Origin of the sequence: Thiohalospira halophila DSM 15071, from assembly GCF_900112605.1 — a bacterium.
Classification (GTDB): Bacteria; Pseudomonadota; Gammaproteobacteria; order Thiohalospirales; family Thiohalospiraceae; genus Thiohalospira; species Thiohalospira halophila.
The window spans coordinates 1-25,416 of sequence record NZ_FOMJ01000003.1 but is presented as its reverse complement, the minus strand read 5'-3'; the positions used below and the strand labels follow the sequence as shown (position 1 = coordinate 25,416).

At 66.7% G+C, this 25,416-nt stretch carries 24 protein-coding genes and 1 tRNA gene; 15 read left to right on the top strand and 10 right to left on the bottom strand.

Translation table 11 applies throughout. The features are described 5' to 3' along the window. The first annotated feature begins 109 nt into the window (after nucleotides 1-109). Nucleotides 110-1,117, top strand: coding sequence for a tRNA dihydrouridine(20/20a) synthase DusA (dusA, locus tag BM272_RS05615; protein ID WP_093427795.1), 1,008 nt, complete (start codon nucleotides 110-112; stop codon nucleotides 1,115-1,117). A 68-nt stretch (nucleotides 1,118-1,185) separates the two neighbouring features. Further along, nucleotides 1,186-1,944 (top strand): DsbC family protein, encoded by a 759-nt coding sequence (locus tag BM272_RS05610; protein ID WP_143613182.1) that lies wholly within the window; start codon nucleotides 1,186-1,188, stop codon nucleotides 1,942-1,944. A gap of 4 nt (nucleotides 1,945-1,948) precedes the next feature. Here BM272_RS05610 and trxA read toward each other — a convergent pair whose 3' ends face one another. From trxA to BM272_RS05570, 8 genes are all read right to left on the bottom strand, one after another. After that, nucleotides 1,949-2,812 carry a thioredoxin gene (trxA, locus tag BM272_RS05605; protein ID WP_093427793.1) on the bottom strand — a complete coding sequence of 288 codons (864 nt, stop codon included), beginning with the start codon at nucleotides 2,810-2,812 and terminating at the stop codon, nucleotides 1,949-1,951. Nucleotides 2,813-3,492: 680 nt separating this feature from the next. Next, nucleotides 3,493-4,608: a GGDEF domain-containing protein gene (locus BM272_RS05600; protein ID WP_093427792.1), complete on the bottom strand. Its 1,116-nt coding sequence runs from the start codon at nucleotides 4,606-4,608 to the stop codon at nucleotides 3,493-3,495. Between the two features lie 107 nt (nucleotides 4,609-4,715). Further along, entirely contained in the window at nucleotides 4,716-5,039 is a 324-nt protein-coding gene (fdxA, locus tag BM272_RS05595; RefSeq protein ID WP_093427791.1) for a ferredoxin FdxA, read from the bottom strand. A 316-nt stretch (nucleotides 5,040-5,355) separates the two neighbouring features. Beyond that, nucleotides 5,356-7,938 (bottom strand): DNA mismatch repair protein MutS, encoded by a 2,583-nt coding sequence (gene mutS, locus BM272_RS05590; protein WP_093427790.1) that lies wholly within the window; start codon nucleotides 7,936-7,938, stop codon nucleotides 5,356-5,358. A 256-nt stretch (nucleotides 7,939-8,194) separates the two neighbouring features. After that, nucleotides 8,195-8,767 (bottom strand): ABC-type transport auxiliary lipoprotein family protein, encoded by a 573-nt coding sequence (locus BM272_RS05585; protein WP_093427789.1) that lies wholly within the window; start codon nucleotides 8,765-8,767, stop codon nucleotides 8,195-8,197. Between the two features lie 3 nt (nucleotides 8,768-8,770). Continuing rightward, on the bottom strand, nucleotides 8,771-9,652 hold the full coding sequence (locus BM272_RS05580; protein WP_159433028.1) for an MlaD family protein: 882 nt from the start codon (nucleotides 9,650-9,652) through the stop codon (nucleotides 8,771-8,773). Then, complete coding sequence (locus BM272_RS05575) at nucleotides 9,637-10,410, bottom strand: ABC transporter ATP-binding protein (RefSeq protein WP_093427788.1); 774 nt, start codon at nucleotides 10,408-10,410, stop codon at nucleotides 9,637-9,639. The genes BM272_RS05580 and BM272_RS05575 overlap by 16 nt, the downstream gene beginning before the upstream one ends. Before the next feature lie 9 nt (nucleotides 10,411-10,419). Continuing rightward, a complete protein-coding gene (locus tag BM272_RS05570; RefSeq protein WP_275886930.1) occupies nucleotides 10,420-11,478 on the bottom strand; it encodes an ABC transporter permease in 1,059 nt (352 codons plus the stop codon). Nucleotides 11,479-11,692: 214 nt separating this feature from the next. On the opposite strand from BM272_RS05570, the gene BM272_RS05565 reads away from it, so the two are divergent. The 13 genes from BM272_RS05565 (at nucleotide 11,693) to BM272_RS13530 (ending at nucleotide 23,803) form a co-directional block, all read left to right on the top strand. Next, complete coding sequence (locus BM272_RS05565; RefSeq protein WP_093427786.1) at nucleotides 11,693-11,992, top strand: PilZ domain-containing protein; 300 nt, start codon at nucleotides 11,693-11,695, stop codon at nucleotides 11,990-11,992. A gap of 19 nt (nucleotides 11,993-12,011) precedes the next feature. Continuing rightward, nucleotides 12,012-12,518 (top strand): CinA family protein, encoded by a 507-nt coding sequence (locus BM272_RS05560; protein WP_093427785.1) that lies wholly within the window; start codon nucleotides 12,012-12,014, stop codon nucleotides 12,516-12,518. Continuing rightward, nucleotides 12,515-13,048 carry an RNA 2',3'-cyclic phosphodiesterase gene (gene thpR / locus BM272_RS05555; RefSeq protein ID WP_093427784.1) on the top strand — a complete coding sequence of 178 codons (534 nt, stop codon included), beginning with the start codon at nucleotides 12,515-12,517 and terminating at the stop codon, nucleotides 13,046-13,048. The genes BM272_RS05560 and thpR overlap by 4 nt, the downstream gene beginning before the upstream one ends. A gap of 93 nt (nucleotides 13,049-13,141) precedes the next feature. Next, nucleotides 13,142-14,203 carry a recombinase RecA gene (recA, locus tag BM272_RS05550; protein ID WP_093427783.1) on the top strand — a complete coding sequence of 354 codons (1,062 nt, stop codon included), beginning with the start codon at nucleotides 13,142-13,144 and terminating at the stop codon, nucleotides 14,201-14,203. After that, nucleotides 14,200-14,652, top strand: coding sequence for a regulatory protein RecX (locus tag BM272_RS05545; protein WP_240308040.1), 453 nt, complete (start codon nucleotides 14,200-14,202; stop codon nucleotides 14,650-14,652). Before recA ends, BM272_RS05545 begins: the two co-directional genes overlap by 4 nt. 22 nt (nucleotides 14,653-14,674) lie before the next feature. Then, complete coding sequence (gene alaS, locus BM272_RS05540; protein WP_093427782.1) at nucleotides 14,675-17,281, top strand: alanine--tRNA ligase; 2,607 nt, start codon at nucleotides 14,675-14,677, stop codon at nucleotides 17,279-17,281. 147 nt (nucleotides 17,282-17,428) lie between these two features. Continuing rightward, entirely contained in the window at nucleotides 17,429-18,670 is a 1,242-nt protein-coding gene (locus BM272_RS05535) for an aspartate kinase (RefSeq protein ID WP_093427781.1), read from the top strand. 96 nt (nucleotides 18,671-18,766) lie between these two features. After that, nucleotides 18,767-18,964: a carbon storage regulator CsrA gene (gene csrA / locus BM272_RS05530; RefSeq protein ID WP_093427780.1), complete on the top strand. Its 198-nt coding sequence runs from the start codon at nucleotides 18,767-18,769 to the stop codon at nucleotides 18,962-18,964. Nucleotides 18,965-19,050: 86 nt separating this feature from the next. Further along, a tRNA-Ser gene (locus BM272_RS05525) sits at nucleotides 19,051-19,140 on the top strand. Between the two features lie 1,065 nt (nucleotides 19,141-20,205). After that, a complete protein-coding gene (locus BM272_RS13540) occupies nucleotides 20,206-21,033 on the top strand; it encodes an SH3 domain-containing protein (protein ID WP_143613180.1) in 828 nt (275 codons plus the stop codon). A gap of 131 nt (nucleotides 21,034-21,164) precedes the next feature. Beyond that, the gene (locus BM272_RS05515) at nucleotides 21,165-21,944 is read left to right on the top strand and encodes an abortive infection family protein (RefSeq protein ID WP_093427996.1); all 780 of its coding nucleotides are present in this window, start codon (nucleotides 21,165-21,167) and stop codon (nucleotides 21,942-21,944) included. Nucleotides 21,945-22,055: 111 nt separating this feature from the next. After that, entirely contained in the window at nucleotides 22,056-22,847 is a 792-nt protein-coding gene (locus BM272_RS13535) for a hypothetical protein (RefSeq protein ID WP_143613178.1), read from the top strand. 365 nt (nucleotides 22,848-23,212) lie between these two features. Then, the gene (locus BM272_RS13530; protein ID WP_143613176.1) at nucleotides 23,213-23,803 is read left to right on the top strand and encodes a hypothetical protein; all 591 of its coding nucleotides are present in this window, start codon (nucleotides 23,213-23,215) and stop codon (nucleotides 23,801-23,803) included. A 230-nt stretch (nucleotides 23,804-24,033) separates the two neighbouring features. Here BM272_RS13530 and BM272_RS05510 read toward each other — a convergent pair whose 3' ends face one another. Together BM272_RS05510 and BM272_RS05505 are read right to left on the bottom strand one after the other, a co-directional pair. Next, on the bottom strand, nucleotides 24,034-25,089 hold the full coding sequence (locus tag BM272_RS05510) for a hypothetical protein (protein WP_143613174.1): 1,056 nt from the start codon (nucleotides 25,087-25,089) through the stop codon (nucleotides 24,034-24,036). 71 nt (nucleotides 25,090-25,160) lie between these two features. Next, on the bottom strand, nucleotides 25,161-25,416 hold a 256-nt coding region (locus BM272_RS05505), incomplete at its 5' end, for an integrase core domain-containing protein (protein WP_143613171.1).

The window sequence follows — 25,416 nt, the reverse complement described above, 5'->3', positions numbered from 1 at the left end:
TCCCTGCCGTCGAGGACCCGTGACCCCCACCGCCTACCTCCAACCTCCAACCGCCCCTGACCGGAGCCCCGGCTACCCGGAACGACCGGTGGCCCGCTAGAATGGCCCCATGACAGAACCCCGTACTGCCCCCGAGGTGTCGGTCGCGCCCATGATGGACTGGACCGACCGCCACTACCGCTATCTCGCCCGGCTCCTTTCCCGGCGGGTGGTCCTCTATACCGAGATGGTCCACGCCCAGGCGGCCATCCACGGGGATCGGGAGCGGCTGCTGGGCCACGACCCGGCGGAGTCGCCGCTGGTGCTGCAGCTGGGGGGCGCCGATGCCGGCGACCTGGCCGAGGCGGCCCGGATCGGCGAGGCGTGGGGCTACAGCGCCATCAACCTTAATGTCGGCTGCCCCAGCGACCGGGTCCAGTCCGGCCGTTTCGGCGCCGCGCTGATGGCGGAGCCCGAGCACGTGGCCGAAGTCACCGGTGCCATGGTCGAGGCGGTGAATATCCCGGTGACGGTGAAGTGCCGCATCGGCATCGATGACCAGGACGAGTACGCGGACCTGGAGCGTTTCGTGACCACGGTGGCGGGCTCGGGGGTGGAGACCTTCATCGTCCACGCCCGCAAGGCGTGGCTGCAGGGGCTCTCGCCCAAGGCCAATCGCGACATCCCGCCCCTGCGCCCGGAGCGGGTCCAGCACCTCAAGGCGGAGCATCCGGGGCTTGCCATCCAGATCAATGGCGGGATCCGCGACTGGGAGACCGCCCGGGCGCAGCTCCACCCCGCCACCGGGCCGGCCCTGGACGGGGTGATGGTGGGCCGGGCGGCCTACCAGGACCCCTGGCTCTTGCAGGCGGTGGACCCCACCTTCTTCGGCGAACCGGCCCCGGTGGCGACGCCGGAGGAGGCGGTGGCCGCCTGGCTCCCCTACGCGCAGGAGCGCCACGCCGACGGCGCCCCCATGACCGCGCTGACCCGGCCCCTGCTGGGCCTTTTCAGCGGCCGCCCGGGCGCGCGCCGCTGGCGCCGGATCCTCTCCGAGGGTGCGCCCCGCGCCGGCTCCGGGCCGGGCCTCATCCGCGAGGCGCTGGCGGCCGTGGTACCGGCCCGGGCGGCCGGATGAGGGGAACCTGTCCGCCCTGGCGGTGACCAATGAAACTGTATGCCCACCGATAGCAGCGAGGAATCGACGTGACCGCAGCATCCAAGCGAATGGGCGGCCTTCTGGCCGTCGTCGGCCTGGGCCTTGCCCTGGTCCTTACCTTCTATACCGGCGCCGCGCCGGCCGATGGCAGCGCCGAGCGCGATGCCCGGCTCACCGAGCAGGTGCGCAAGCTCATCCCCGAGGCGGAGGATCCGGTGATCCGCTCCACCCCGGTGGAGGGGATCCTCGAGGTGGTCGTGGACGAGGAGGTCCTCTACATCACCGAGGGCGGGCGCTACATCTTCGCCGGCGACCTGCTGGACGTGGAGGAGCGGCGCAACCTCAGCGAGGCCGCCCGCGGGCGCGGCCGCGCCGAGCAGGTGGCCCGGCTGGATGACGAGGGGCTTATCACCTATCCGGCCGAGGACGAGCGCCATCGGGTCACCGTCTTCACCGATATCGACTGCCCCTACTGCCAGCGCCTCCACGAGCAGATCGAGGCCTACAACGAGCGCGGTATCACGGTCCAGTACGCCGCCTTCCCCCGCGCCGGCCGGGGCTCCGGCTCCTGGGACAAGGCCGTGGCCGTCTGGTGTGCCGACGACCGCCAGGCCGCCATGGACCGGGCGATGAAGAACAGCAGCGATGGCGGTGGTGAGGCCTGCGACGACCACCCCGTGGGCGGGCAGTTCGATCTCGCCGGTGAACTGGGGATCCGCGGGACGCCCACCATTGTTGCCGAGAGCGGCCGCATGATCCCCGGCTTTGCGCCGCCGGAGAAGCTGGTGGAGGCGCTGGAGCAGTAGGGCGTCAGTGGAGGGCGGCGAACATCCGGCCGCGGTAGCGATTGACCAGATCGCCCGAGTTGCCCAGTAGTTCGAAGACCGCCAGCAGACCGCGGCGGCCGCCATCCTCGGCGAAGCCGCGGTCGCGCTGCAGGATATGGAGGAAATCAGCCAGCGCCGTCTCGTGATCCCCCTTCAGGGCATGGCGAGCGGCCCGGTGGTAGCGCGCCTCCAGGTCGTCGCCATCGGCCTCCAGGCGGCGGTCGAGTTCCTCATCCGACGGCCCCTCTGCCGCGATCCGGGCCAGGGTCACGCGGGCCCGCAGGGACTCCACGCGGGGATCGGAGGCGAGGTTCACCGGCAGTCCGTCCAGGCGCGTCTCGGCCTCGTCGGCGTGCCCGGTATCCGTCAGTAGCTCCGCCAGGAGCAGTTGCAGCCGGGCATTCTCCGGCTCCGCCTCGGCTGCCGGCCGTAGCAGGGCCAGTGCCTCCTCCGGGCGGCCGGCCTCGCGTTCCGCCTCCGCCTTCTCCACCGCGGCATCCGACTCCCGCGGCAGGTGGTTGTCGATAAGCGGCCGGATGGCGGATTCCGGCTGGGCGCCGGTGAATTCCTCCACCACCTCCCCGTGACGGAAGACCTTCACCGTGGGCAGCCCGCGGACCCCCCAGTCGGCGGCGAGCTGCTGCTGTTCATCGGTATTGACCCGCGCCAGCCGGAAGGCGCCGGTGTACTCCTCTGCCAGCCGTTCCAGGACCGGCATCAGGCTCTGGCAGGGGCCGCACCAGGAGGCCCAGAAATCGACCAGCACGGGCCGCTGCCGGGAGGCCTCGACAACCTCCTGTTCGAAATCCTCGGCGGTGACATCGACGATGCTGTCAGTCTCGCTCATCTTTTCCTCTCCTGGTAATGCCGCTTGTCCGACCCGCCAGGGCCGGGCATCAAAGGCCTCAATTGGGGGCCCCGGAAGCCGGCTTCAAGGCGTTTCGGCAATGGAATGCGTTCACATCTGTAGGGATCGACTGAAATCACTGTAGGGCTACTGGTTGGTCTCATGACAGTCTCTGTCTCTCCGGTGGATTAATGAGCTTCAAGTCATTGAGTTGTAGGTTGTTTAACCACTGGTGGGGATGCCGGGGCTACCAGGGGCCGGCGAGGGGGTGGCCTTGAGACAGCCGGCCGCTTTGTTAGGCTCTGACTAAACAAAACGCGGCCCCGGGCTCGGGGCCGGCAAGAAATCCGCCAGGGAGGATGCGGTGGCCCAGGAAGGGCCCCGCCAGGGAAGGCAAGCTCAGGGACGATTCGCCAGGAAGGCGCGGCCACAGGAAGTGGCCGAAATCAGGGAAGGCAACAGGGAGGTTGGTTATTGCAGGGCGGAAGGCTCGTACGGGGAGCCAGGGATCTTCGCCCGATTGAACAGTCTGCAGGAGGCAGTCGCGGGTTCGGGCATGAAGCCCCGGTGGGCAGGAGGCCGACCGACAACCCGCTCTTTCGTTTCCCTTCGTTCCGGTTTGGAATACTTGGGCCCGCTTCGAGCGGGCCTTTTTATGATCGCTCCACCCCGGGAGCGGCTCAGGAGGCAGGCTCGACAACCAGGTCGCGACCACCTTCCTTGGCGGCGTAGAGCGCCTCGTCGGCCTCGGCGATGACCTCCTCGACGCGCCGGCCGGACTCCCACCGGGCAACGCCGATGCTGGCCGTGATGGTGAGGGGGCCGGCACTGGTAGGAGCCGGGTGGTCGGCGATGGCCTGGCGCAGGATATCCGCCCGTTCCCGAACAGTGCCCCCTGCATCGGGATGGCCGACGATGACGAACTCCTCGCCGCCGATGCGTCCGGCCAGGTCCTGCGGGCCCAGATGTTCTTCCAGGATGGTGCTGAGGTGGCGCAGGACCTCGTCTCCCACCGGATGGCCATGGCGGTCATTAATGGTCTTGAAGCGGTCCAGATCGATGATGAGGACCGTCGCGGTATCCGGCCACTCCTCCTGGGTAACCCCCTGCTCCAGGCGGCGGAAGAGGCCGCCACGGTTGAGCAGGCCGGTGAGGGGGTCGTGGGTGGCCTGGCGGTGGACCAGCATGAGCATGTGCAGGTGGATGCCCTGGGCCAGCAGGGAGAAGCCGGTGAGCAGCGCTAGGTCCCAGAAGAGGCCGAGCACCCCCAGTTCGCCGATGACGCCCTGGGCCGCGTGCTGGACGACCACGGCGCCCACCAGCAGGGCCGTGATCCCCAGCCCCTCCATGAGGGTCAGGGGAAAGAGCGCCAGCATCACCACCAGGAAGAGCGGCAGGGTGGTGTAGCCGATGAGGGCCGGGTTGGAGTAGGTCGGCCCGAGCAGCCCCTGGGAGGCCACGTGGAATAGCAGTGGGATCCCCACCAGCATCAGGATATGGGCACGGGCGCCGAACAGGTTCGGCTTGGGCACGACCCAGACCAGGGCCAGCAACAGGGCACCCGCCATCAGCCGCAGGATGACCATGGGTTCCAGATAGCCGGCGGGGAGCAGCCAGATATCGGCAAACAGCCACAGCGGCGTGGCGACCCCGAGGAGCAGGGCGAAGAAGCGAGAACGGAGGATGAGCCGGTCGGCCCGGTAGTAGTCGAAGGTGCGGCTGTGGTGCCGGGCGCTCAGGCAGTCCCAGGCGACCTCCTGCAGAAATCGCCTGGCTGTCTCCCGGAAATTACCCATGACTCCCCCCTGCGTCGGATCGCCGGATATCGAAGGGGGTATATTGGCACTCCCGGCCGGATGCGGGAAGTCGATGGCGGCGGCGCGGACCGCCGCCCGGGAGGGGATCAGCGCTTGAGGAGCTCGCGCTTGCCTTCCTTGCCGTCGTACTCCTCCGCCTCCGGGAGGGGATCCTTCTTCTCGTTGATGACCGGCCAGTTTGCCGCGAGCTCGGCGTTGAGCTCCAGGAAGTCCTCCTGGCCATCGGGGATCTCGTCCTCGGCGAAGATGGCCTCCGCGGGGCACTCGGGCTCGCACAGGGTGCAGTCGATGCACTCGTCGGGGTCGATGGCGAGGAAGTTGGGTCCCTCGTGGAAGCAGTCCACCGGGCAGACGTCGACGCAGTCGGTGTACTTGCAGGCGATGCAGTTTTCGGTGACGACGTAGGTCATTGGGGGGACTCCTTGTGAACTCGGGGCGTTGTAATGGTTCGCGGGGGCGGGATCAACCGGGAAGGGGCCGGTCTTCTCTTCCCGACGCCTGTTGCAATGGCACGGATCATAGCACGCCGGCGGGCGGTCGTGCTGTTCGGTGAGGGATTCGCGCAGGCGGTCGGGGAAGGAGGCCGGAGGGGCGGGCCGGTGTCAGGACACGGCGTACATACGTCCCTGTAGCCTCCACGACGGCATCCCTGCCGTCGAGGGTCCTGACACCGGCCCACCCCTCCGGCCTGTAGCCGCTGGAGGAGTCCCCGGCCCGGGTAAGGCCCTATTCCACCTCCCGCCGCAGCCGGTAGACCAGGTCCAGCGCCGCGCGCGGGGTCAGTTCGTCGGGGTCCACCTCGCGCAGTGCCTCCACGGCGGGGTGGGGCGGCTCCGGGACGGGGGCCGGTTCCGGTGCGGACGGTGGCGCCGGTTCGGCGAAAAGGTCGGGCTGGGCCGGGTCCGCCGGCGCGGTGCGCGCCTCCAGCTCGTGCAGGCGCTGGCGGGCGGCGCGCAGCACGGGGTCGGGAAGGCCCGCCAGGGCGGCGACCTGGAGGCCGTAGCTGCGGCTGGCCGGCCCCGTCTCCACGCGGTGGAGGAAGATCACCGAATCGCCGTGCTCCCGGGCGCGGACGTGGACATTGGCCGCCCCCGGGAGCTGCTCGGCCAGGGCGGTGAGCTCGAAGTAGTGGGTGGCGAACAGCGTCAGCGCCCCGCGCCGGGCCAGCTCCTCCGCCACCGCCGAGGCCAGGGCCAGGCCGTCGAAGGTGGAGGTGCCGCGGCCGATCTCGTCCAGCAGCACCAGGGAGCGGTCGGTGGCGTGGTGGAGGATGTTGGCCGTCTCGGTCATCTCCACCATGAAGGTGGAGCGGCCGGAGGCGAGGTCGTCGCTGGCGCCGATGCGGGTGAAGATCCGGTCCAGCGGGCCGATCCGGGCGGCCTCGGCGGGGATGTAGGAGCCGGCGTGGGCCAGCAGGGCGATGAGCGCGGCCTGGCGCATCCAGGTGGACTTGCCGCCCATGTTGGGGCCGGTGACCACCAGCATGCGCTGGTCGCCGCCCAGGGCCAGGTCGTTGGCGACGAAGGGCTCGGCCTGGGCCTGCTCCACCACCGGGTGGCGCCCGGCATCCAGCCACAGCCCCGGGGTCTCCACCAGCGCCGGCCGGCTCCAGCCCAGGGTCTCGGCGCGTTCGGCCAGGGTAGTCAGGGCGTCCAGGGTGGCGACGGCCGCGGCCGCTGCCTGCAGCGCGGGAAGCTGTTCGTTGATGAGATCCAGCAGCCCCTCGTAGAGGGCGCGCTCCCGGGCCGAACCCCGCTCCCGGGCGGAGACCACGCGGGATTCGAAGGCCTCCAGTTCGTCGGTGACGTAGCGCTCCACCGCCTTCAGGGTCTGGCGCCGGGTGTAGTCGGCGGGGACGCGGTCGCTGGCCGAGCGCGGCACCTCGATGGCGTAGCCGTGGACGCGGTTGTGGCGCAGGCGCAGGTTGGGGATGCCGGTGCGCTCGCGCTCGTCGGCCTCCAGCTCGGCCAGGAAGCCGTCGGCATCCTCGGTGAGGCGGCGCAGCTCGTCGAGCTCGGTGTCGTAGCCGGCGGCGATGGCGCCGCCGTCGCGGAGCCAGGCCGGTGGCGGTTCCGCCAGGGCGGAGCCCAGGGTGGTCGCCAGCTCGGAGAAGTCGGCCAGCTCCTCCACCTGGGCGTGGATGAGGTCGGCCCCGGCGGCGCTGGCCGCCGCGCGCAGCCCGGGGAGGGCGGCCAGGGCGTGGCCCAGCCGGACCAGGTCCCGGGGGCGGGCGGAACGCAGGGCCACCCGGGTGAGGATCCGCTCCATGTCGCCCACCTCGGCCAGGGCCTCGCGCACCGGCAGGTAGTTGCCTCCCTCCAGCAGGGCCGCCACCGCCGCCTGGCGCTCGGCCACGGCGGCGTGGTCGCGCAGGGGGCGGTGGAGCCAGCGGCGCAGGAGGCGGCCGCCCATGGGCGTGATGCTGGTATCCAGCAGGGCGGCGAGGGTGTGGCGGTCGTCGCCGGCCAGGCTCTGCTCGATCTCCAGGTTGCGCCGGGAGGCGGCGTCGATGAGCACCGCCTCGGAGCGGTCCTCCACGGTGAGGGTACGCAGGTGCGGGAGGCTGCCGCGCTGGGTGTGGCGGAGGTAGTCGAGGACGGCCCCGGCGGCGCCGGTCTCCGCCCCGGGGTCGGCCAGGCCGTAGCCGGCCAGGTCGCGGCTGCCCAGCTGTTCGGCCAGCTGCCGGGCGGCCTCGGCGGGGTCGAAGAGCCAGTCGCCGCGCCGTCTCAGGGCGTGGTGGCCGCTGGCCGGTCCGGCATCGATGGTCTCCGGCAGGAGGAGTTCCGCCGGCCGCAGCCGGGCCAGTTCGGCCTCCGCCGCCTCGGCGTCGTCGAGGGACATCACCGCCAGGCGGCCGCCGCTGACGTCGGCCCAGGCCAGGCCCCAGCCGTCGCCGTCGGGGGCCAGGGCGGCCACGAGCTGGTCGCGGCGCTCCTCCAGCAGGGCCTCGTCGCTCACGGTGCCCGGGGTGACCACCCGGACCACCTGGCGCTCCACCGGCCCCTTGGCGGTGGCCGGGTCGCCGATCTGTTCGCAGATGGCCACCGATTCGCCCTTGCGAATGAGGCGCGCCAGGTAGGCCTCCACGGCGTGCACCGGTACGCCGGACATGGGGATGGGCTCACCGGCGGATTCGCCGCGGACGGTGAGGGTGATGTCCAGGAGCTCGGCGGCGCGCCGGGCATCCTCGTAGAAGAGTTCGTAGAAGTCCCCCATGCGGAAGAAGACCAGGATGTCGGGGTGCTCGGCCTTGATGCCGAGGTACTGGCGCATGAGGGGGGTGTGCTGGGGAGCGGTCGCGTCGGCCATGGCGCGGAGTCTACCGCCCGTCGGCGCGGGGGCGCCAATTCCCTGTTGTTGATTCCGGGGGCGTGCGGCACGAGTCCCGGCTGCCAGGTACGCCGTGAAGACGTCCCTGTCGGCTCGACGGCAGCATCCCTGCTGCCGACGACCTGGCAGCAGGGACTCGCACCGCACGCCGGGCCTTTTCCGGCATCCCTGCCGTCGAGGACCTGACAGACCCCACCCCCACCCGAGCTTCCAGCTCGTCGTTCGGTTCCGCGCCCTATTCGAGGGAGTCGACCATCTCGGCTAGTTGGTTGGCGGCGCGGTCCACTGCCCCTCGGGCTGCGGCGGCGTGGGCGCGACCGCCCGGCCCGTCCACCGCCTCGGTGAGGCGCAGCCGGCGGCTGTCCAGCAGGGTACCGTCGGCGGTCAGTAGCCGGGCGGTGAGGGCCAGGGTGACCGGCTCCCCGGGGCCGGCCTGTTCCAGGGCCAGCAGGCGCAGTTCCAGATGCCGGCCCGGCCGGGCGCCCGTGGTGCCGACCAGTGCGGCGCGGACGGCGCCGCGCTCCTCCAGGCGCCGGGCCACGGTATCGGCCAGCAGGCGGGCCGGGGGCTCCACCCAGCGGTGGCCGGTCAGGGGGACCAGGGCGGTGTCCTCGCGGCGGAGCAGGTCGCGGCCGGCGGCGGCCGGGGCGGCATCGGCGGTGACCGTGACCACCGGCCCGTCGGGATCCGGTCGGGCCTCGCCGGCGGCGGGGGTGAGGTCGTGGTCCACCGACGGCGGGGCCGGCTCGGGGAAGATTGAGCAGGCGGTGAGGAGCGAGAGGGTCAGGGCAAGGGTGATCAGGCGCACGGATTAGCTCCCATTGTCGCGGCGGCCGTGGAGGAGGCCGGCCGGGTCGTCCTCGAGCTGTCGGGAGAGGCGCCCCAGGTCCTCGGCCAGGCGTTGCAGCTCCCGGGTGAGCGCCTCCAGCCGTGGCAGCGAGCGCCCCTCCAGCCGGTCCAGGCCCGCCTCCCCGCTGGCGGCTAGTTCCTCGACGGCTCCCCCGGCGCGCTCGGCAGCGGAGGCGCCATCGCGGATCCGCTCCAGGGTGGACGGGAGGGTGCGGGCGCTGCCCTCCAGGAGCTCCCGACCGGCACGGATCCCCTCGCGCAGGTCGTCGTCGCTGTCCGCCAGGGCGGCCGTTGCGGTCTCCAGGTGGGCCAGGGAGTCGCCCAGGGCGGCACGGTTTTCCTCGTTGACCACCGCGCGGAGGTCCGCCATCAGCCCCCGGAAGGCACCCAGGGTCTTCTCCGCCTCCCGGTCCAGCTGGCTCCAGAAGGAGGGTTCGAAGGGGATGACCGGATAGGGCTCGCCGGCGGGGACCGTCAGGGCCGGGGCGCCGGGCTCCGGGCCGGAGATGGCCAGGGTGGCGCCGCCGGTCAGCCCCTGGCTGCGCAGGGTGGCCGTGGTGCCGCTGCGGACGGGGACGTCCCGGCGGACCCGCAGGTCGGCCCGGACGCGTGCCGGGTTGTCGGGGTCGATGTCGATGCGGTCCACTCGCCCCACCTCGATGCCGCGGTAGGTGACGGCGGCGTTGCGCGCCAGTCCTTGTGCGGTGGTCTCGATGTAGAGGCGATAGGTGCGATATTCGGCGGGATCGCGATCGGCAGCCAGCCAGACGCCGGCGACGAGGGTAGCGGCGCCGAAGACGAGGACGAAGATCCCGGCGATGAGGTGGTTCAGGCGCGCTTCCACGGGAATTCCTCCTCGGTAATGGCCGCCCGTTCGGCGAAGAAGCGTCGGATCTCCGGCCGGGCATGCTCGCGCAGGGCGGCGGGAGTGTCCACGGCCAGGATCCGCTGGTTGCCCAGGAAGGCGACGCGGTCGGCGATGGCGTGGATGGAGTCGGTGTCGTGGGTGACCACCACCACGGTGAGGCCCAGCAGGTAGCGCAGGCGATTGATGACGGCGTCGAAGTGGGCCGCGGCCACCGGGTCCAGGCCGGCCGTGGGCTCGTCCAGCAGGAGCAGCTCCGGATCCAGGGCCAGGGCACGAGCCAGGGCGGCCCGCTTGACCATGCCACCGGAGAGGGAGCGGGGCGGCTGCGGGCCCACGGCCGGGTCCAGCCCGGCCAGGTGGAGCTTGATGGCGGCGACCTCCTGGAGGAGATCCTCGGGGAGCCGGGTGTGCTCGCGTAGGGGGCGCAGGACGTTCTCGGTGACGCTGAGATCGCTGAACAGCGCCCCGCCCTGAAAGAGTACACCCATGCGCTGGCGAAGAGAGGGCGCGGCGGTCTCGGGATCGGCGACGGTCTCCCCGAACAGCCGCAGGGAGCCGGCGGTCGGCCGATGGAGCAGGGCCAGGGAGCGCAGCAGTACTGTCTTGCCGGAGCCGCTGCCGCCGACCACGGCCATGAACTCCCCCGGCTCCACGCGCAGATCCAGCCCGTCGTGGATGGTGGCCCCGCCCAGGCGGTTGATCAGGCCGTGCAGTTCGATGACGGGTGTCGTCACACTCCCTCCCTAGAGATCCAGTTGCTGGAAGGCCACCGAGAAGAGGGCATCGGTGACGATGACCAGGAAGATGGCCTGGACGACCGCGACGGTGGTCGCCCGCCCCACCTCGGCGGCGCTGCCGCGGACCTGCAGGCCGTGGTGGCAGCCCGTGATCGCGACCAGCATGGCGAAGACGGGGGCCTTGATCAGGCCCAGCCAGAGGCTGCTGTTCCAGATCGCCTCCGGCATCCGGGCGATGAAGACCGCCGGTTCCAGCCCGAAGAGTAGCCCCGCAGTCAGGATGCCGCCTGCCAGGCCGGCCGCGTCTGCCCATAACGTTACCAGGGGCAGCACGACCATCAGCGCGATGAGGCGGGGGAGGACGAGGGCGTGGAGCGGATTGACCCCCATGGTTCGCAGGGCGTCGATCTCGCCGGTTACCCGCATGGTGCCCAGCTCTGCGGCGTAGGCCGAGCCGGTGCGCCCGGCGACGATGACGGCCACCAGGATGGGGCCGAGCTCCCGGAGCTGGACGTTGCCCACCAGCTCGACCATGAAGGTGGTGGCGCCGTAGGGGGCCAGGACGGCCCCACCCTGGTAGGCGACGACGATGCCCACGAGGAAGGCGAGCAGCCCGGTGATGGGCAGGGCCTGGACACCGGCCCGGACCATCTCGTCGCTGATGGCCGTCGGCTGCAGCTGCCTCGGGTGGCGCAGGGCCGGCAGAGCGGCCAGGGCGACGGCCCCGAGGAAGGCGAGCAGCGCCCTTCCGGCACCGACGTGATCCAGGGCCCGTTCCCCCAGCCGGGAGATGGGCCGGAATCGCCGTCGGGCCGGCTTCGGGGCTGGAGGGGTCTCATCCACCAGGTCCAGGAGCTGCTGGCGAAGGTCGCCGGCCTCTGCGATCACCGAAGTACCGCCCTGCTCGGCCAGATGCGTCCGGAGCTGGTGGATGAGGGCCGCTCCGGCGGTGTCCAGCGCAGTGATCCCGCCCAGATCCAGGGTCCACTCGCCCGGCTCCGGCGCCCATTGCGCCGCCTCACGGGCCGCATCGGCGAGGGCCGTGGCTCGCCAGGGGCCGCTCAGTTGAAGGCGATGGTCGGCCGGCTGTATTTCCAGCCGGGCCTGTTCGGGGTCGGAGCGGGAAATGGGAGTACGACTCCTGATGAACCGGGTATTGAAATCGTAGTGCTGCCTGACCTTTCGGTAAACCGGTCAGTGGACGTCGGGCGGTGGATGGGCGAGGATTCTGCCAAGCGCCCCGAACGGGGAAAACTGGCATCCGGAGGAGGGCAGGAAGGTGCTGGGACGAGGACACTCGGAGAAGCGCGATTTCATCCGCATGGAGGTGGATTGCGAGGTGGAGTTCCGCCCGGAGGGGTCAGCCACCATGGAGCAGGGACGCGGCCGGGATCTCAGCGCCACCGGCGTCTCCTTTTATGCTGAGCGCGAGCTGGCCGAGGGCGAGACCCTGGAGGTCCGGGTCCTCCCCAGCCGGCCCGGCGTGAGCCCGCTCCACGCCGAGGCCACCGTGGTGCGCGTGGAGCCGGAGGGCGAGGGCCATCGCATCGGCTGCCGGATCGACCGGATCCTCGAATAGACAGGAGGAAGACGCGGCGATGGAAGAAGTGCATGGACCGCTGGATTCGGAGCTGGCGGGGCTGGCGCGGTGCCTGGGCGAGCGCCTGGCCGCCGCCGGCTGGCGGGTGACCGCCGCCGAGTCCTGTACCGGCGGCTGGATCGCCAAGGCCATCACCGATATCCCTGGCTCGTCCGGCTGGCTCGACACCGCCCTGGTTACCTACGCCAACACGGCCAAGGAGCGACTGCTGGGCGTGCCGGCCGACGACCTGGAACGCTTCGGTGCCGTCTCCGAACCGGTGGTCCACGCCATGGCCGCCGGCGTTCGGGAGTGGGCGGGGGCGGACCTCGCCTGCGCCACCTCCGGCATCGCCGGTCCCGGGGGCGGCACGCCGGAGAAGCCGGTGGGGCGGGTCTGGCTGGCCTGGGCCGGGCCGGCGGGGGTGGCGACCGCCTGCCACGACTTCGCCGGGGATCGAGAGGCCGTCCGCCGGCAGACCGTGGCCGTCGCCCTGGAGGGGCTGCTGGCCCGGGTCCCGGCATGAGCGAACGGCTCTTCTTCGCCCTGGTCCCGGGGGAGGCGGAGCGCGACGCCATCCACCGCGCCCTGGAGGCCGCCGGCGGGCCCGGTGGCCGCCCCATGCCCCGGCAGAACTGGCACCTGACCCTGCGCTTCCTGGGCACCGTGGAGCCCGACGGGCGCGCCTGCCTGGAGCGGGCCGCCGCCCGGATCCGCGTGGCGCCCTTTGCCTTGACCCTGGACCGCCAGGGGAGCTGGCGCGGGCCCGGTGTTGCCTGGCTGGCGCCGTCGGCCATCCCGACCCACCTCACCGCCCTCAACGCCGCCAGCGAGGCGGCGGCCCTGGCCTGCGGCCTCGCTGCCGATGAACGTCCCTATCGCCCCCACGTGACGGTGGCCCGCAAGGCGCCGGCACGGGATACCACCGAACTCCCCGAGGCTGTCCCCTGGAAGGCGACGGCCTTCTCGCTGATGGCCTCTCGTCGGGATTCCAGGGGCGCGGTCTACCGCGAGCTGGCCCGCTGGCCACTGGCGAACACGGCCTTCCCGGCCTAGGCCCGCAGCGGCCATCTGTGGGATAATCGGTAGCAAGTCAAACACGGGCACTGGCAGGGAGCCGGGCCGCACAGCAGGCGGGGTATCGCGGTTATGGACGAGAACAAGAAGCAGGCGCTGGACTCGGCGCTGGGCCAGATCGAGAAGCAGTTCGGCAAGGGCTCGGTGATGCGCATGGGCGACGCCGAGGCCGTCAAGGACGTGCCGGCCATCTCCACCGGCTCCCTGGGGCTGGACGTGGCCCTGGGCGCTGGCGGCCTGCCGCGGGGCCGGGTGGTGGAGATCTACGGCCCGGAGTCCTCGGGCAAGACCACCCTGACCCTGCACGTGGTGGCCGAGGCGCAGAAGGCCGGTGGCACCGCCGCCTTTATCGATGCCGAGCACGCCCTGGACCCCGACTATGCCCGCAAGGTGGGCGTGGACGTGGACGACCTCCTGGTCTCCCAGCCCGACACCGGTGAGCAGGCGCTGGAGATCGCCGACATGCTGGTGCGCTCCTCGGCGGTGGATGTCGTCGTCGTGGACTCCGTGGCGGCGCTCACGCCCAAGGCGGAGATCGAGGGCGAGATGGGCGACTCCCACGTGGGCCTGCAGGCGCGCCTGATGTCCCAGGCACTGCGCAAGCTCACCGCCAACATCAAGCGCTCCAACACCCAGGTCATCTTCATCAACCAGATCCGCATGAAGATCGGGGTGATGTTCGGCTCCCCCGAGACCACCACCGGCGGCAACGCCCTGAAGTTCTACTCCTCGGTCCGCATGGATATCCGTCGCATCGGTTCCATCAAGAAGGGCGACGAGGTCACGGGCAACGAGACCCGGGTGAAGGTGGTCAAGAACAAGGTGGCCCCGCCCTTCAAGCAGGCGGAGTTCGACATCCTCTACGGCGAGGGGATCTCCCGCGAGGGCGAGATCATCGACATGGGCGCCAAGGAGGGGCTGGTGGAGAAGTCCGGCGCCTGGTACTCCTACAACGGCGAGCGCATCGGCCAGGGCAAGGACAACGCCCGGCAGTTCCTCAAGGACCACCCCGAGACCGCCGCCGAGATCGAGAATGCCATCCGTGCCCGCCTGCTCCCCGGCAAGGCCGGCTCTGGTGAGGCGGGCGAGGGCGAGGCCGAGGCCGCGAGCGGGACGGAGAAGGCCGACGAGTGAGCGCCGACGACCACGCCGCGGCGCGGGAGGTGGCCATCCGCCTGCTCGCTCGGCGTGAGTACGCCGTTGCCGAACTCCGCGCACGAATGGAGCAGCGTGACCACGAACCGGCGATCGCCGACGCTGTGGTCGCCGAGCTGGCCGAGGAGCGCCTGGTCAGCGACGAGCGCTTCGCCGAGGCCTTCGTGAACAGCCGCGTGGAGCGGGGCCAGGGGCCGATGAAGATCGGTGCCGAGCTGCGCCAGCGCGGGGTGGAACCGGCCCTGGCCGATCCCCATCTCGAGGCGGTGGACTGGGTGGAGCAGGCCCGCGCGGCCTACCAGCACCGCTTCGGCAACGCCGAACCCCCGGCCGACTATCGCGAGCGGGCCAGGCGCATGCGCTTTCTGCAGCAGCGCGGTTTTACCGCCGAGCAGGTCCGCCGGGTGGTGGGCGAGGACGACGACTGAATTCGCAGTACGGGATAACCGCATGAGAAGCGCCGACATCCGCCAGACCTTTCTGGACTTCTTCGCCGAGCGCGGCCACCAGGTCGTCCCCTCCAGCCCGCTGGTGCCGGAGAACGACCCGACGCTGCTCTTCGTCAACGCCGGCATGGTCCAGTTCAAGGAGACCTTCCTGGGCCACGAGAAGCGCGACTACCACCGCGCCGTCTCCTCCCAGCGCTGCGTGCGCGCCGGCGGCAAGCACAACGATCTCGAGAATGTCGGCTACACCGCCCGGCACCACACCTTCTTCGAGATGCTGGGCAACTTCAGCTTCGGCGACTACTTCAAGCGCGACGCCATCCGCTACGCCTGGGACCTGCTCACCGGCCCCTACGGCCTGTCGCCGGAGCGGCTCTGGGTGACCGTCTACGTCGACGACGACGAGGCCGCCCGGATCTGGCTGGACGAGATCGGCGTGGACCCGGCGCGCTTCTCGCGCATCGACGGCGACGACAACTTCTGGTCCATGGGCGATACCGGCCCCTGCGGCCCCTGCTCGGAGATCTTCTACGACCACGGCCCCGAGGTCCCCGGCGGCCCGCCGGGCACGCCGGAGGAGGACGGCGACCGCTACGTGGAGATCTGGAACCTGGTCTTCATGCAGTACGACCGCCAGGCCGACGGCACCATGAGCGAGCTGCCCCACCCCTCGGTGGATACCGGCATGGGGCTGGAGCGGCTGGCCGCGGTGCTGCAGGGGAACCAGTCCAACTACGACATCGACCTCTTCCGCCACCTCATGGAGGCGGCGGCGCTGGCCGCCGGGGTCGATTTCGATCGCGACAACAGCCATCTCAAGGTCATCGCCGACCACATCCGGTCGGTGGCCTTCCTCATCGTCGACGGCGTGCTGCCCTCCAACGAGGGGCGCGGCTACGTCCTGCGCCGGATCATCCGCCGCGCCATCCGCCACGGCTTCCAACTCGGCACTCGTGAGCCCTTCTTCCACCGGATGGTGCAGCCGCTGGTGGAGGAGATGGGCGAGGCCTACCCCGAACTCGCCGAGCAGGCCGACCGCGTGGCGCGCATCCTGGAGAAGGAGGAGCAGCGCTTCGCCGAGACCCTGGACGCCGGTATGAAGCACCTCGAGGAGGCCTTCGCCAACCTCCAGGACGATCAGCTCGACGGCGGGGTGATCTTCCGCCTCTACGATACCTACGGTTTCCCCGCGGATCTGACCGCCGACATCGCCCGGGAGCGCGGCGTGGGCGTGGACATGGCCGGCTTCGAGCAGCACATGGAGGCCCAGCGCGAGCGCGCCCGGGCCGCCGGCCAGTTCGGCGTGGACTACCACGCCGGCATCCACACCGACGCGGAGACCGAGTTCCTGGGCTACGACGCCCTGGAGGCGGAGGGCACCGTGGTGGCGCTCTTCCGCGGCAGCGAGCCGGTGGAGCGGCTGGAGGCCGGCGACGAGGGCGCTGTGGTCCTGGACCGGACCCCCTTCTACGGCGAGTCCGGCGGCCAGGTGGGGGACACCGGCGCGCTCACCAGCGGTGACGGCCGTTTCGAGGTCCGCGACACCCAGAAGGCCGGCAACGCCCACGTCCACATCGGCACCCTGAATCTGGGCCACCTGGCGGTGGGCGACACCGTCCGCGCCGGCGTCACCGGCGAGCGGCGGGCGAGCACCGCCCACAACCACTCCGCCACCCACCTCCTGCACGCCGCCCTGCGCCGGATCCTCGGCGACCACGTCCAGCAGAAGGGTTCCCTGGTGGAGCCGGAGCGGCTGCGCTTCGACTTCTCCCACGAGGCGCCGCTGAGCGCCGACGAGGTCGCGGCCATCGAGACCATGGTCAACGGCCAGATCCGGGCCAACACCCCGGTCCACACCCGGGTGACCAGCATGGACGAGGCGCGGAAGATGGGGGCCGTGGCGCTCTTCGGCGAGAAGTACGGTGACACCGTCCGGGTGCTCTCCATGGGCGAGGACGACTTCTCCGTGGAGCTCTGCGGCGGCACCCACGTGGCCCGTACCGGGGACATCGGCCTGTTCAAGGTCGTCGAGGAGGGCGGCGTCTCCGCCGGCGTCCGGCGCATCGAGGCGGTCACCGGCGAGGCGGCCTTCCGCCGGCTGGAGGGGGCCGAGGCGGCTCTGGGCCGGCTGGCCGAGAAGCTGAAGACCGACCGCGACGGTGTCGAGGCGCGCGTGGACCAGCTCCAGGAGCGGCTGCGCGCCGCCGAGAAGGAGACCGAGCGCCTCCAGGCCAAGCTTGCCTCCAGCCAGGGGGCGGATCTCGCCGATCAGGCCCAGGAGATGGACGGCATCAAGGTCCTGGCCGCCCGGATGGAGGGCGCCGACCCCAAGGCGCTGCGCTCCACCGTGGATCAGCTCAAGCAGAAGCTCGGCTCCGGGGTCATCGTCCTGGGTGTCCCCGGCGACGGCAAGGTCAACCTGGCCGCCGGGGTCACCGAGGACCTCACCGACCGCATCGCCGCCGGGGAGCTGGTCAACCACGTGGCCGCCCGGGTAGGTGGCAAGGGCGGCGGTCGCGCCGACTTCGCCCAGGCCGGCGGCAGCCAGCCCGAGGCGCTGGGCGAGGCCCTGGACAGCGTCCGCCCCTGGGTGGCCGAGCAGCTCGGATAGGCCGCAGACGGCCACCTCGGGGCCTATTCCCGGGTGGTCATCGGCTGTAGGGATTGTCCTACCCCTTTAACCATCTCCTTGATTCGTGTTTAATTGCGCCCCTTTGGCGCGGGGCTCTGCCGCGCCCTAATCGGTGAGATCGCTCCTATGGCGTTGATCGTTCAGAAATATGGCGGGACCTCCGTCGGTACCCCCGAACGCATCGAGGCGGTGGCTGACCAGGTCTGTGCCCGGCGGCGGGCCGGGGACGACGTCGTCGTCGTGGTCTCGGCCATGTCCGGGGAGACCAACCGCCTGGTCGAGCTGGCCGGGCGCGTCGACCCGGAAGCCAACGGTCGCGAGCTGGACGTCCTGCTCGCGACTGGTGAACAGGTGACCATCGCGTTGCTCGCCATGGCACTGGAGCGGCGCGAATGCGAAGCGCGCTCCTATACTGGTTCCCAGGTGCGGATCCTCACCGACAGCGCCTACAACAAGGCGCGGATCCTGGATATCGACGGCGAGCACGTGCGGTCCGACCTCGGTCACGGCCGGGTGGTGGTCGTGGCCGGCTTCCAGGGCATCGACGAGGCCGGCTCCATCACCACCCTGGGGCGCGGCGGATCGGATACCACGGCGGTGGCCCTGGCCGCGGCGCTGAAGGCGGACGAGTGCCAGATCTTTACGGACGTGGATGGCGTCTACACTACGGATCCGCGGGTGGTGCCCGGGGCGCGCCGGCTGGAACGCATCACCTTCGAGGAGATGCTGGAGATGGCCAGCCTCGGCTCCAAGGTGCTCCAGATCCGCGCCGTGGAGTTCGCCGGCAAGTACAGCGTGCCGCTGCGCGTCCTCTCCAGCTTTCAGGAGGGGCCCGGTACCCTCATCACGGTCGACGAAGGGGACAACGACATGGAACAACCGGTGATCTCCGGCATCGCCTTCAACCGGGACGAGGCCAAGGTGACCATCCGCGGCGTGCCGGACACCCCCGGCATCGCCTCGCGCATCCTCGGCCCCATCGGGGATGCCAACATCGAGGTGGACATGATCATCCAGAACGTGGGCGCCGACGGCGGCACCACGGACTTCACCTTCACCGTTCACCGCAATGACTACCAGCGCGTGGTCGAGATCCTCCAGGCGCTGGCCGAGGAATTCGGCGCCCGCGAGGTGGCCGGGGACGACCGCATCGTGAAGGTCTCCCTGGTGGGGGTCGGCATGCGCTCCCACGCCGGTATCGCCGGGACCATGTTCCGGGCCCTGGCCGACGAGGGGATCAATATCCAGATGATCGCGACCTCCGAGATCAAGATCTCCGTGGTCATCGACGAGAAGTACCTGGAGCTCGGCGTGCGCGCCCTGCACCAGGCCTTCAATCTGGAGGAGGCGGCAACCGCCGCCGGTTAGGGCGCTGTACGAGCGCCACTGGGGAAGCACGGTCCTGGATGGCCGTGCGGGGAAACGAAAGATTACTACAATAATGGTTCAACCGGAGCGAAAACCATGCTGATTCTGACTCGACGGGTCGGAGAGACCCTGATCATCGGCGACGACATCACGGTCACCGTGCTGGGCGTCAAGGGCAACCAGGTCCGCCTGGGCATCAATGCGCCCAAGGATGTCACCGTCCACCGGGAAGAGATCTACGACCGGATCCAGGACGAGGACGAAGAGCCGGGCCAGGGCGGCACGCCCGCCTGAGAGGCTCGCCCCTTTTGACGCCCCCGCAGGTGGGGCGGTATAGTTGTCGATTCCTCAGGGGCGGCAATCGTTGCCCTGCGGACGCCGGAGAGATGGCCGAGTGGCTGAAGGCGCTCCCCTGCTAAGGGAGTAAGGGGTCACCCCCTTCGAGGGTTCGAATCCCTCTCTCTCCGCCACTTTTTCTTGAAAAGCAGTGAGTTACAGTCTTCAAAGAGCGAGTCCCACGCTGAGTCCCACACTTTTCAGCATCGCTAGCCATAACGTAACTCACTGATTTTTCATTCCTGCCTGTCCAATCCCCTTCGATGGAAGCTACCCGTCTGAGTCTTGGCATTCAGAGCGCGGAGGTGGTTTGGGGCTCGATCTGTCTAGTAACTGGACCTAGCGTCGTCGACCCCCCTTTTGCGGATTGCCATACGGCCAGCCCAGAGGCCGTGGTGCAAACCCCGGCTCTTGCCCAGTACCACACACGGACGTAAAGGCTATGTGTGCGGTTTCTTGCGCCTGCCCGTGCCCCCCCTAGCCCTCAAAACCCTCGCGTCCGTGCATCCGCTTTGGTGGCCCATCAGGCCTTTTGGACAAGAGTCCCCTGTTGCGGCCCAGGAAACGAGCCGATAACGTGATCCTATCGATCACTCGCGTGTTCATGCGGGTACGGGTCACGGACGGACACTTTCATGGAACCAGCTTGCAGCCCTAGGACCAGAAGACCGAGCGGGCTCTTAGTGCTATTCCTCCCATTCCCTGCCTCGAGAGCCTCAGCGGCGAGGCAACAGTTTGGCACCGACCCCTTGGCCCACAGCTATGCGCGCCGCTGGGCCAATTTCCCCCGGAACGTCCAGGCTCTCCGTAGAGCCCCTTTCAAGGAAAACTTCCCTGACCAAATCGGGCCGCCAGTCCAGCCCGATAGCGAGTCTCCCCTGACCGACGAAAAGCAGGGTGCCGAGCGCCTAGGGATACGTCGAAGTAGCCACGCCCGGTTTCGCTGCCCACTCCATGAGGATTTTTTCGATCCACGGGCTAACCTTCAGCGGCGCAGAGCCGGGCTCTACGGGGACGAGGTAACGATCTGGAGTCTGCCAAGTGCCTAACACACGATGCACCACGATCAACAAGCGCGGCGCGGGATAGTTGCGTCGGTCATGCGTCATCGGTCCGCTCTTGCGGTCGGGTGAAGCGGAATATTAAGGCTACATGGACACGACCCGATTGATAGCAGTCCATTATCTATAGGAAAGGCGTTGAATAATCAATTCCGTTTCAATTCTTCTGTTAAAGACATTGAGAAAGTTAATAAGGCTTTCAATAGGCACTTTGCGCCTACCGTGAAAGCCATAAATGAATGGAATAGGCGAATTGAGCCGTACGCGAATATTGCGAAGAACCTGAATGACCGATTGGCTCCAGTTCGGAGTCAATCTCTGGAAATTCAGAAAAAGTGGGACACATTCGCAAAGGCATTGAATCAAGAGGTTCTTAAGAACCCCGACCTTCTGAAAGCTTCCCGGCAAGCATCTGAAATTGCCAGAAACATCTCCGCTCTCCAGCACGAAAACTTATCAGATATTTATTCTCAGATTTTACGAGAATACGCAGACGCCAATGCCTCTGGTTCGCTAGAGAGTTCGATCAATGAGATCGAAGAAAAGGCGTCATCGTCCAAAACAACTTTGAGTTTAGAGTTTTATTTAACTCTAGTTATTACTCTCACTATCTTTTTGATGCAGAGCATTGATTCAAATGAAGCCGATGACGACTTGATGGAAAGGCTAGATCGACTTGAATCGACAATAGTTGAGAAGTATGAAGTGGCGACCAGAGAGGAACAGAACTCATCTTTTTATATAGTTAAGGCAAACGTAAATTTTCGCGAAGGGCCCTCTACCAAACATCAAGTGATAGATATTCTATACCCAAATCAGAAGGTCAGGCTAATGGAACAAAAGCAAAAATGGATCAAAGTGGAATTCTATGACCATCTCGAGGATATCCATAGAGAAGGTTGGGTATACAAGAAATATTTGCGTTTGCTCAACCCAAAAACGCCAAGCAAATATCAAAGGCCTTAACAAGTGGGTCAAGCCGATCGGGACTACGCTGCGTTCCACGCTGGCAGCTTACCCAAGGCGTTAGCGAAAATGCTGGAGATATCTAAGTGTTAGTGCCAATAAACGATCTGATTGTCGCGGCCGTCAGCAAAATGGTCGACGACTCACAGATTGACGGGTATCGAGAACCGAGCCATTCGGACCTAGAGTTCTATATTGGGCGTTTCGGTTTGAAAGATGGCGATCCAAAGTCACAGGGGCAAACAGTCGGCAAGGCCAAGCGTGTGCGAGCGGTCTTATCCTGGGCGATTGATAATGACCCCGAGGCTGGTGCCAAGTTGATTGAGGCGTTGATTTCCAAGATTCGCGCGTCAGGCGGGTTTCGTGATTCATCGGAGAACTACATAGGCTCGGAATCTGTTCGGCACGCGATAGATGCATTTGAGTCCGAAGGGTTCGTTCTTTCGATGGATGGTTCACTTCGCGCCAAGAATCTCGAATCTCTGCGAGGAAGGGAGCTCACCGAGGCATTGCTGGGATATGCGCGGCGAGCCCAAAAAGGTTCACACGACGCAGCATTAGTTTCCGGGACAGGTAAAGACCTCCTCGAGGCGACGGCTGCACACGTACTGAACACCAAATACGGCGAATACCCACAGCAGGCGAACTTCCCCGCATTGCTGGGACAAGCGTTTGTGGTTCTCGGTTTGGCTACGCCGGAAGACGCTCCATGTTCAACCGAGCCACCGCAACGTATGATGGAACGGGGTATGTACCAAGCGGCTCTCGGAGTCAATCGTCTCAGAAATAAGGAAGGTACGGGCCATGGTCGGCCATGGATCCCGGGATTGGGGGAGGCCGAGTTTTCGGCCGCTATCGAGCTGGCAGGGACAATCGCTAGTTACATGCTGGCAAAACTGAATGAGCGTTAACAATTTCTTAAGGCCGACCAGCTTGTCCGCTGGCGCGCCAAAGAAGCCGAAAACGCGGGCTTTAGATAAAAGGAGGGCGATATGTACTCAGCAAGATGTACCGAGGACGGTGTGATCTATGCCGCCGTCGATTTTGCAAGGCTACCTCCTGAAGAGTTAGCTCGGAAACGCCAGTTTCTTCAGTGTTCGGAATGTGGTGGCCCAGCCTTTTTCAGAAAAGCATCTCGTGGCGGTAGAGCGGCATGCTTTGGTGCTCGCCCTCACGCACCTAACTGCGAATTAGCAGCGCCTGAATATGATCCTAATGCGGACGGTCGAGGGGAAGACCAAGAGCAACTTTTGAACCCAGGCAATCGGATTGTAGTTGATCTCAATTATGGCGCGGCACGCCAACCAGTTGTTCGGGAGGAAGACGGGCTCCCTCAAAATAGAGATAGGCGAGGAAGATACGGCGAAGAAGGCGGTAGGCCTCAGGCAAGGATGCAGCGCCGGCTTAGTTCGTTGCTACGAAACCTGATTGAGATGCCGGAATTTAGGCAGTCTGACCAAATCCTAGAAATCGAAGGCTGTCCTGAAATCTTAGTAAGAGACTTCTTTGTTCCGCTGCTGGAAGTGACCACTGATCATGAAGGTCAGTTTCGCGGTTATTGGGGAATGTTGTCTGACGCAAGAAGGGGACACGACGGCACGCTTTGGCTAAATAGCGGAGGTCGAGATGCGATCAGTTTTTGTTTGGACGAGCATTTAGTTACCCCGTTGTATGACCGATACGGCATCGAAGATGAAGAGGGCCTTGCTGGGGCGTACATCCTCGTTTTAGGTACCCCCTCCGTATCTCAAAGGAATAAAGTGTACTGCGACCTTGCTATTAATGAGCACATGGCAATGCGGGTCGCCCGGTGATTCATTACACAATTAAGGGCTGGAGCCGGCCGCTTTTCCGCTGCGGGTTATGGGTTGGGTTATGCATTCGAACAATGAATAACAAACGCAGGCACAGCGACGGCGTTTTCATTTTGGTTGCGCCGTTATTACATGGCCGCAAGTTTTTCGGGCGTTCGGCGAGTAACGTGGGGAACTAAATGTCGACGGATGGCGTATGGCGATGGAACGTAGATGACGTGTGGCAAAGCTATTCTTCCATGTACCAAGAGCACAGCTTATCGATCTCTGCCACAAACGATATTATGCGATATCACCATGTGAGTGCATGTCTGCTATTTGGTGGGTGTGCAATTGAGGCCTTTCTGAACACCAGAATGCGGAATGTGCTGGAGCAGGAAGGGAAGCTAGAGCAGAGCATATCTAACAAGATCAGATATACAGCCCTTCGTGAGAAAATTGAGAAGTGGCCACGTAGAATCTCGGACGCCGTCATCGATGAGGGCGACTGTGAAGTTATCCTGCAATTTCTTGAACTGAGAAATGAAGTGACCCACCGTAAGAGACGCGATCATTCCTTATACAAGGAGTTGGATGATGCCGGAACTGCGGCATATATAGATGCAGTGCAACGCGCATTCGTGAGAGTCTTCGATGGGGTCAATGAGTGCTTTCCGTATTGGATTCTAGGCTGGAACTTTGTAGGCATGAATAATGATGATGCGTATCCATCTCTCCTGAACAACGGCCAATTTAAGCATGCCCTTCAAAATATGGGCTTTGATGTTCCTGCGTGGGAGTACTACGCCGCCGAGGAATGGGAGCTAAGCAATATGCGTGGTCTAGACGGGTTGACTTCCCTGAAACAGGAGTATTATGCGCGTGCGCCGGACATTGAACCAGTGAAAAAGTGGGCGCCGAGAGCGCCAAGGTTGTGTAAGCGCTGGTGGGATTCGGAGTTTATACGGGCGTCGTAGACGCCGAACAATTCGCTTTCTCGCGACGCTGGAACGGCTACGCGGTCCCGAAGCGGCTGAGTGCCAAGTTTTTGGGCGGTGGGGAGTGTGGAAGCCAAGGGGTCTTTACATTGAGGCGGTCACTCGTCCTCGGACGAGGGGCGAAAACGGCCCGCGTCCGACCATCGGCCAACCGACAGCGATGGAATTCGGCCTTCTGTGGAACCAGAACCGGCTGAATCATTGATTCCTTAAGGGGAAGTCGGTGCGGTCGGTGGTTCAAGGTCTTCGTGCTGTATTGGGCGCTGTGTATTAGCGACGGCCGGTTCGCCGGTCGTGGCCGGGATTGGGTCAAAATCCTTCCGGATTTCGGCTCTCACGCCCTGCACCCACTCCAAACGGCCATCTTCCTTCGCCACCCTGAGGACTTCCCGCTGAACATTGGTGTCAGCGTCCAATACCAGCGAGGGCCATCCCTGCTCCTTTCCGTGACGGTAGATCGCCGCCGCCACTTGCTTTGGGGTGGCGTTCTGCGGCGGTACGGCGATCTCGTTGTCCTGCGTTGAGCAGATGACGCCGTAACGGTGCTCTTGCCGTGCCGTCAGGGCCTTTTCAGCCGACCAGGAAACCTCGGTGTCTGGCCCGGCGTGCGGCCACTTATTGGTGGCGTCTTCCAGGGTTTTGAGGCGCTTCCGCAACGCCCGGTTATTGTCCTCGGTCTTCTTGCGCAGCATGTCGGTGTGCGCGGTGTACTGCTCGATTTGTCTGGCCGGATAGACCCTCACGAGTTTTGTCTCTGGCTGCCGGAATGCTCCCCGGTCCTGGGTGACGATTTTCTCCCTTCTCGGCTCTGGAAGGGGCGGTTCGGCCATGATCTCGTCGTACCGGGCCCGCGCCTTCTCGGCACGCTTTTGGTAGGTGCGTTCCTTCTTGCGGGCCCTGGCCGCCCGCTCGCCACCTTCGGCCTCGGCCTTTTCTGCCTGTTCCCGCGCCCGGGATTCGAGGCGTTCGTTCTTGGCGATCTTCTCTTCGAGGGCCTGGAGTTCGGCTTGGGCCTCGTCGGCCCGTTCTCGGGCCCGCTCTCGTTCCGCTTCGGCGTCAGCGGCCTCGGTCCGGGCTACGTCAGCCTGCTCGCGTGCCTCCGCGAGGACCTCCTGGGTGTGTTCCTGGGCGGCTTCGATCTCGGCGGGTAGGTCGGCGTGTAGCTGCTTCACCGAACGGTGGACGGTCTTCGAGTCGGGTTCACCGGCTTTGAGGCGGTCCACCTTTCGTATGCCCCGCTCGATCCCGATCTCGTTGTAGGCCACTGGGGTGGACCCCGATCGCTGGACCACGGAGGGGCGCTGAGAAGTAAAGACCGGAGGCCTCTCCATCGGGTTCATGGGTCCGGCTGAGAGGTCCAGTGGACCTCGGCCGGGGTTCGGCGGTCAAGGGCACTATGCGGCCGCTGCTCGTTGTAGAAGCGGAAGTAGCGGTGCAGGCCGGCTTCCAGCTCGGCGGGCGTCTCGTAGCCCCGCAGGTAGATGTCCTCGTACTTCACGGTCCGCCACAGCCGCTCCACGAAGACATTGTCCAGCGCCCGGCCACGGCCATCCATGCTGATGAGCACACCCTGCTGCCGGAGCCGCTGCGTC

Excerpts from the sequence above, each read along its gene's own strand:
- dusA (WP_093427795.1), top strand. The coding sequence starts at position 110 with ATGACAGAACCCCGTACTGCCCCCGAGGTGTCGGTCGCGCCCATGATG.
- trxA (WP_093427793.1), bottom strand. The coding sequence starts at position 2,812 with ATGAGCGAGACTGACAGCATCGTCGATGTCACCGCCGAGGATTTCGAA.
- BM272_RS05600 (WP_093427792.1), bottom strand. The coding sequence starts at position 4,608 with ATGGGTAATTTCCGGGAGACAGCCAGGCGATTTCTGCAGGAGGTCGCC.
- fdxA (WP_093427791.1), bottom strand. The coding sequence starts at position 5,039 with ATGACCTACGTCGTCACCGAAAACTGCATCGCCTGCAAGTACACCGAC.
- mutS (WP_093427790.1), bottom strand. The coding sequence starts at position 7,938 with ATGGCCGACGCGACCGCTCCCCAGCACACCCCCCTCATGCGCCAGTAC.
- BM272_RS05560 (WP_093427785.1), top strand. The coding sequence starts at position 12,012 with ATGGAAGAAGTGCATGGACCGCTGGATTCGGAGCTGGCGGGGCTGGCG.
- thpR (WP_093427784.1), top strand. The coding sequence starts at position 12,515 with ATGAGCGAACGGCTCTTCTTCGCCCTGGTCCCGGGGGAGGCGGAGCGC.
- recA (WP_093427783.1), top strand. The coding sequence starts at position 13,142 with ATGGACGAGAACAAGAAGCAGGCGCTGGACTCGGCGCTGGGCCAGATC.
- alaS (WP_093427782.1), top strand. The coding sequence starts at position 14,675 with ATGAGAAGCGCCGACATCCGCCAGACCTTTCTGGACTTCTTCGCCGAG.
- BM272_RS05535 (WP_093427781.1), top strand. The coding sequence starts at position 17,429 with ATGGCGTTGATCGTTCAGAAATATGGCGGGACCTCCGTCGGTACCCCC.
- csrA (WP_093427780.1), top strand. The coding sequence starts at position 18,767 with ATGCTGATTCTGACTCGACGGGTCGGAGAGACCCTGATCATCGGCGAC.
- BM272_RS05515 (WP_093427996.1), top strand. The coding sequence starts at position 21,165 with ATGGTCGACGACTCACAGATTGACGGGTATCGAGAACCGAGCCATTCG.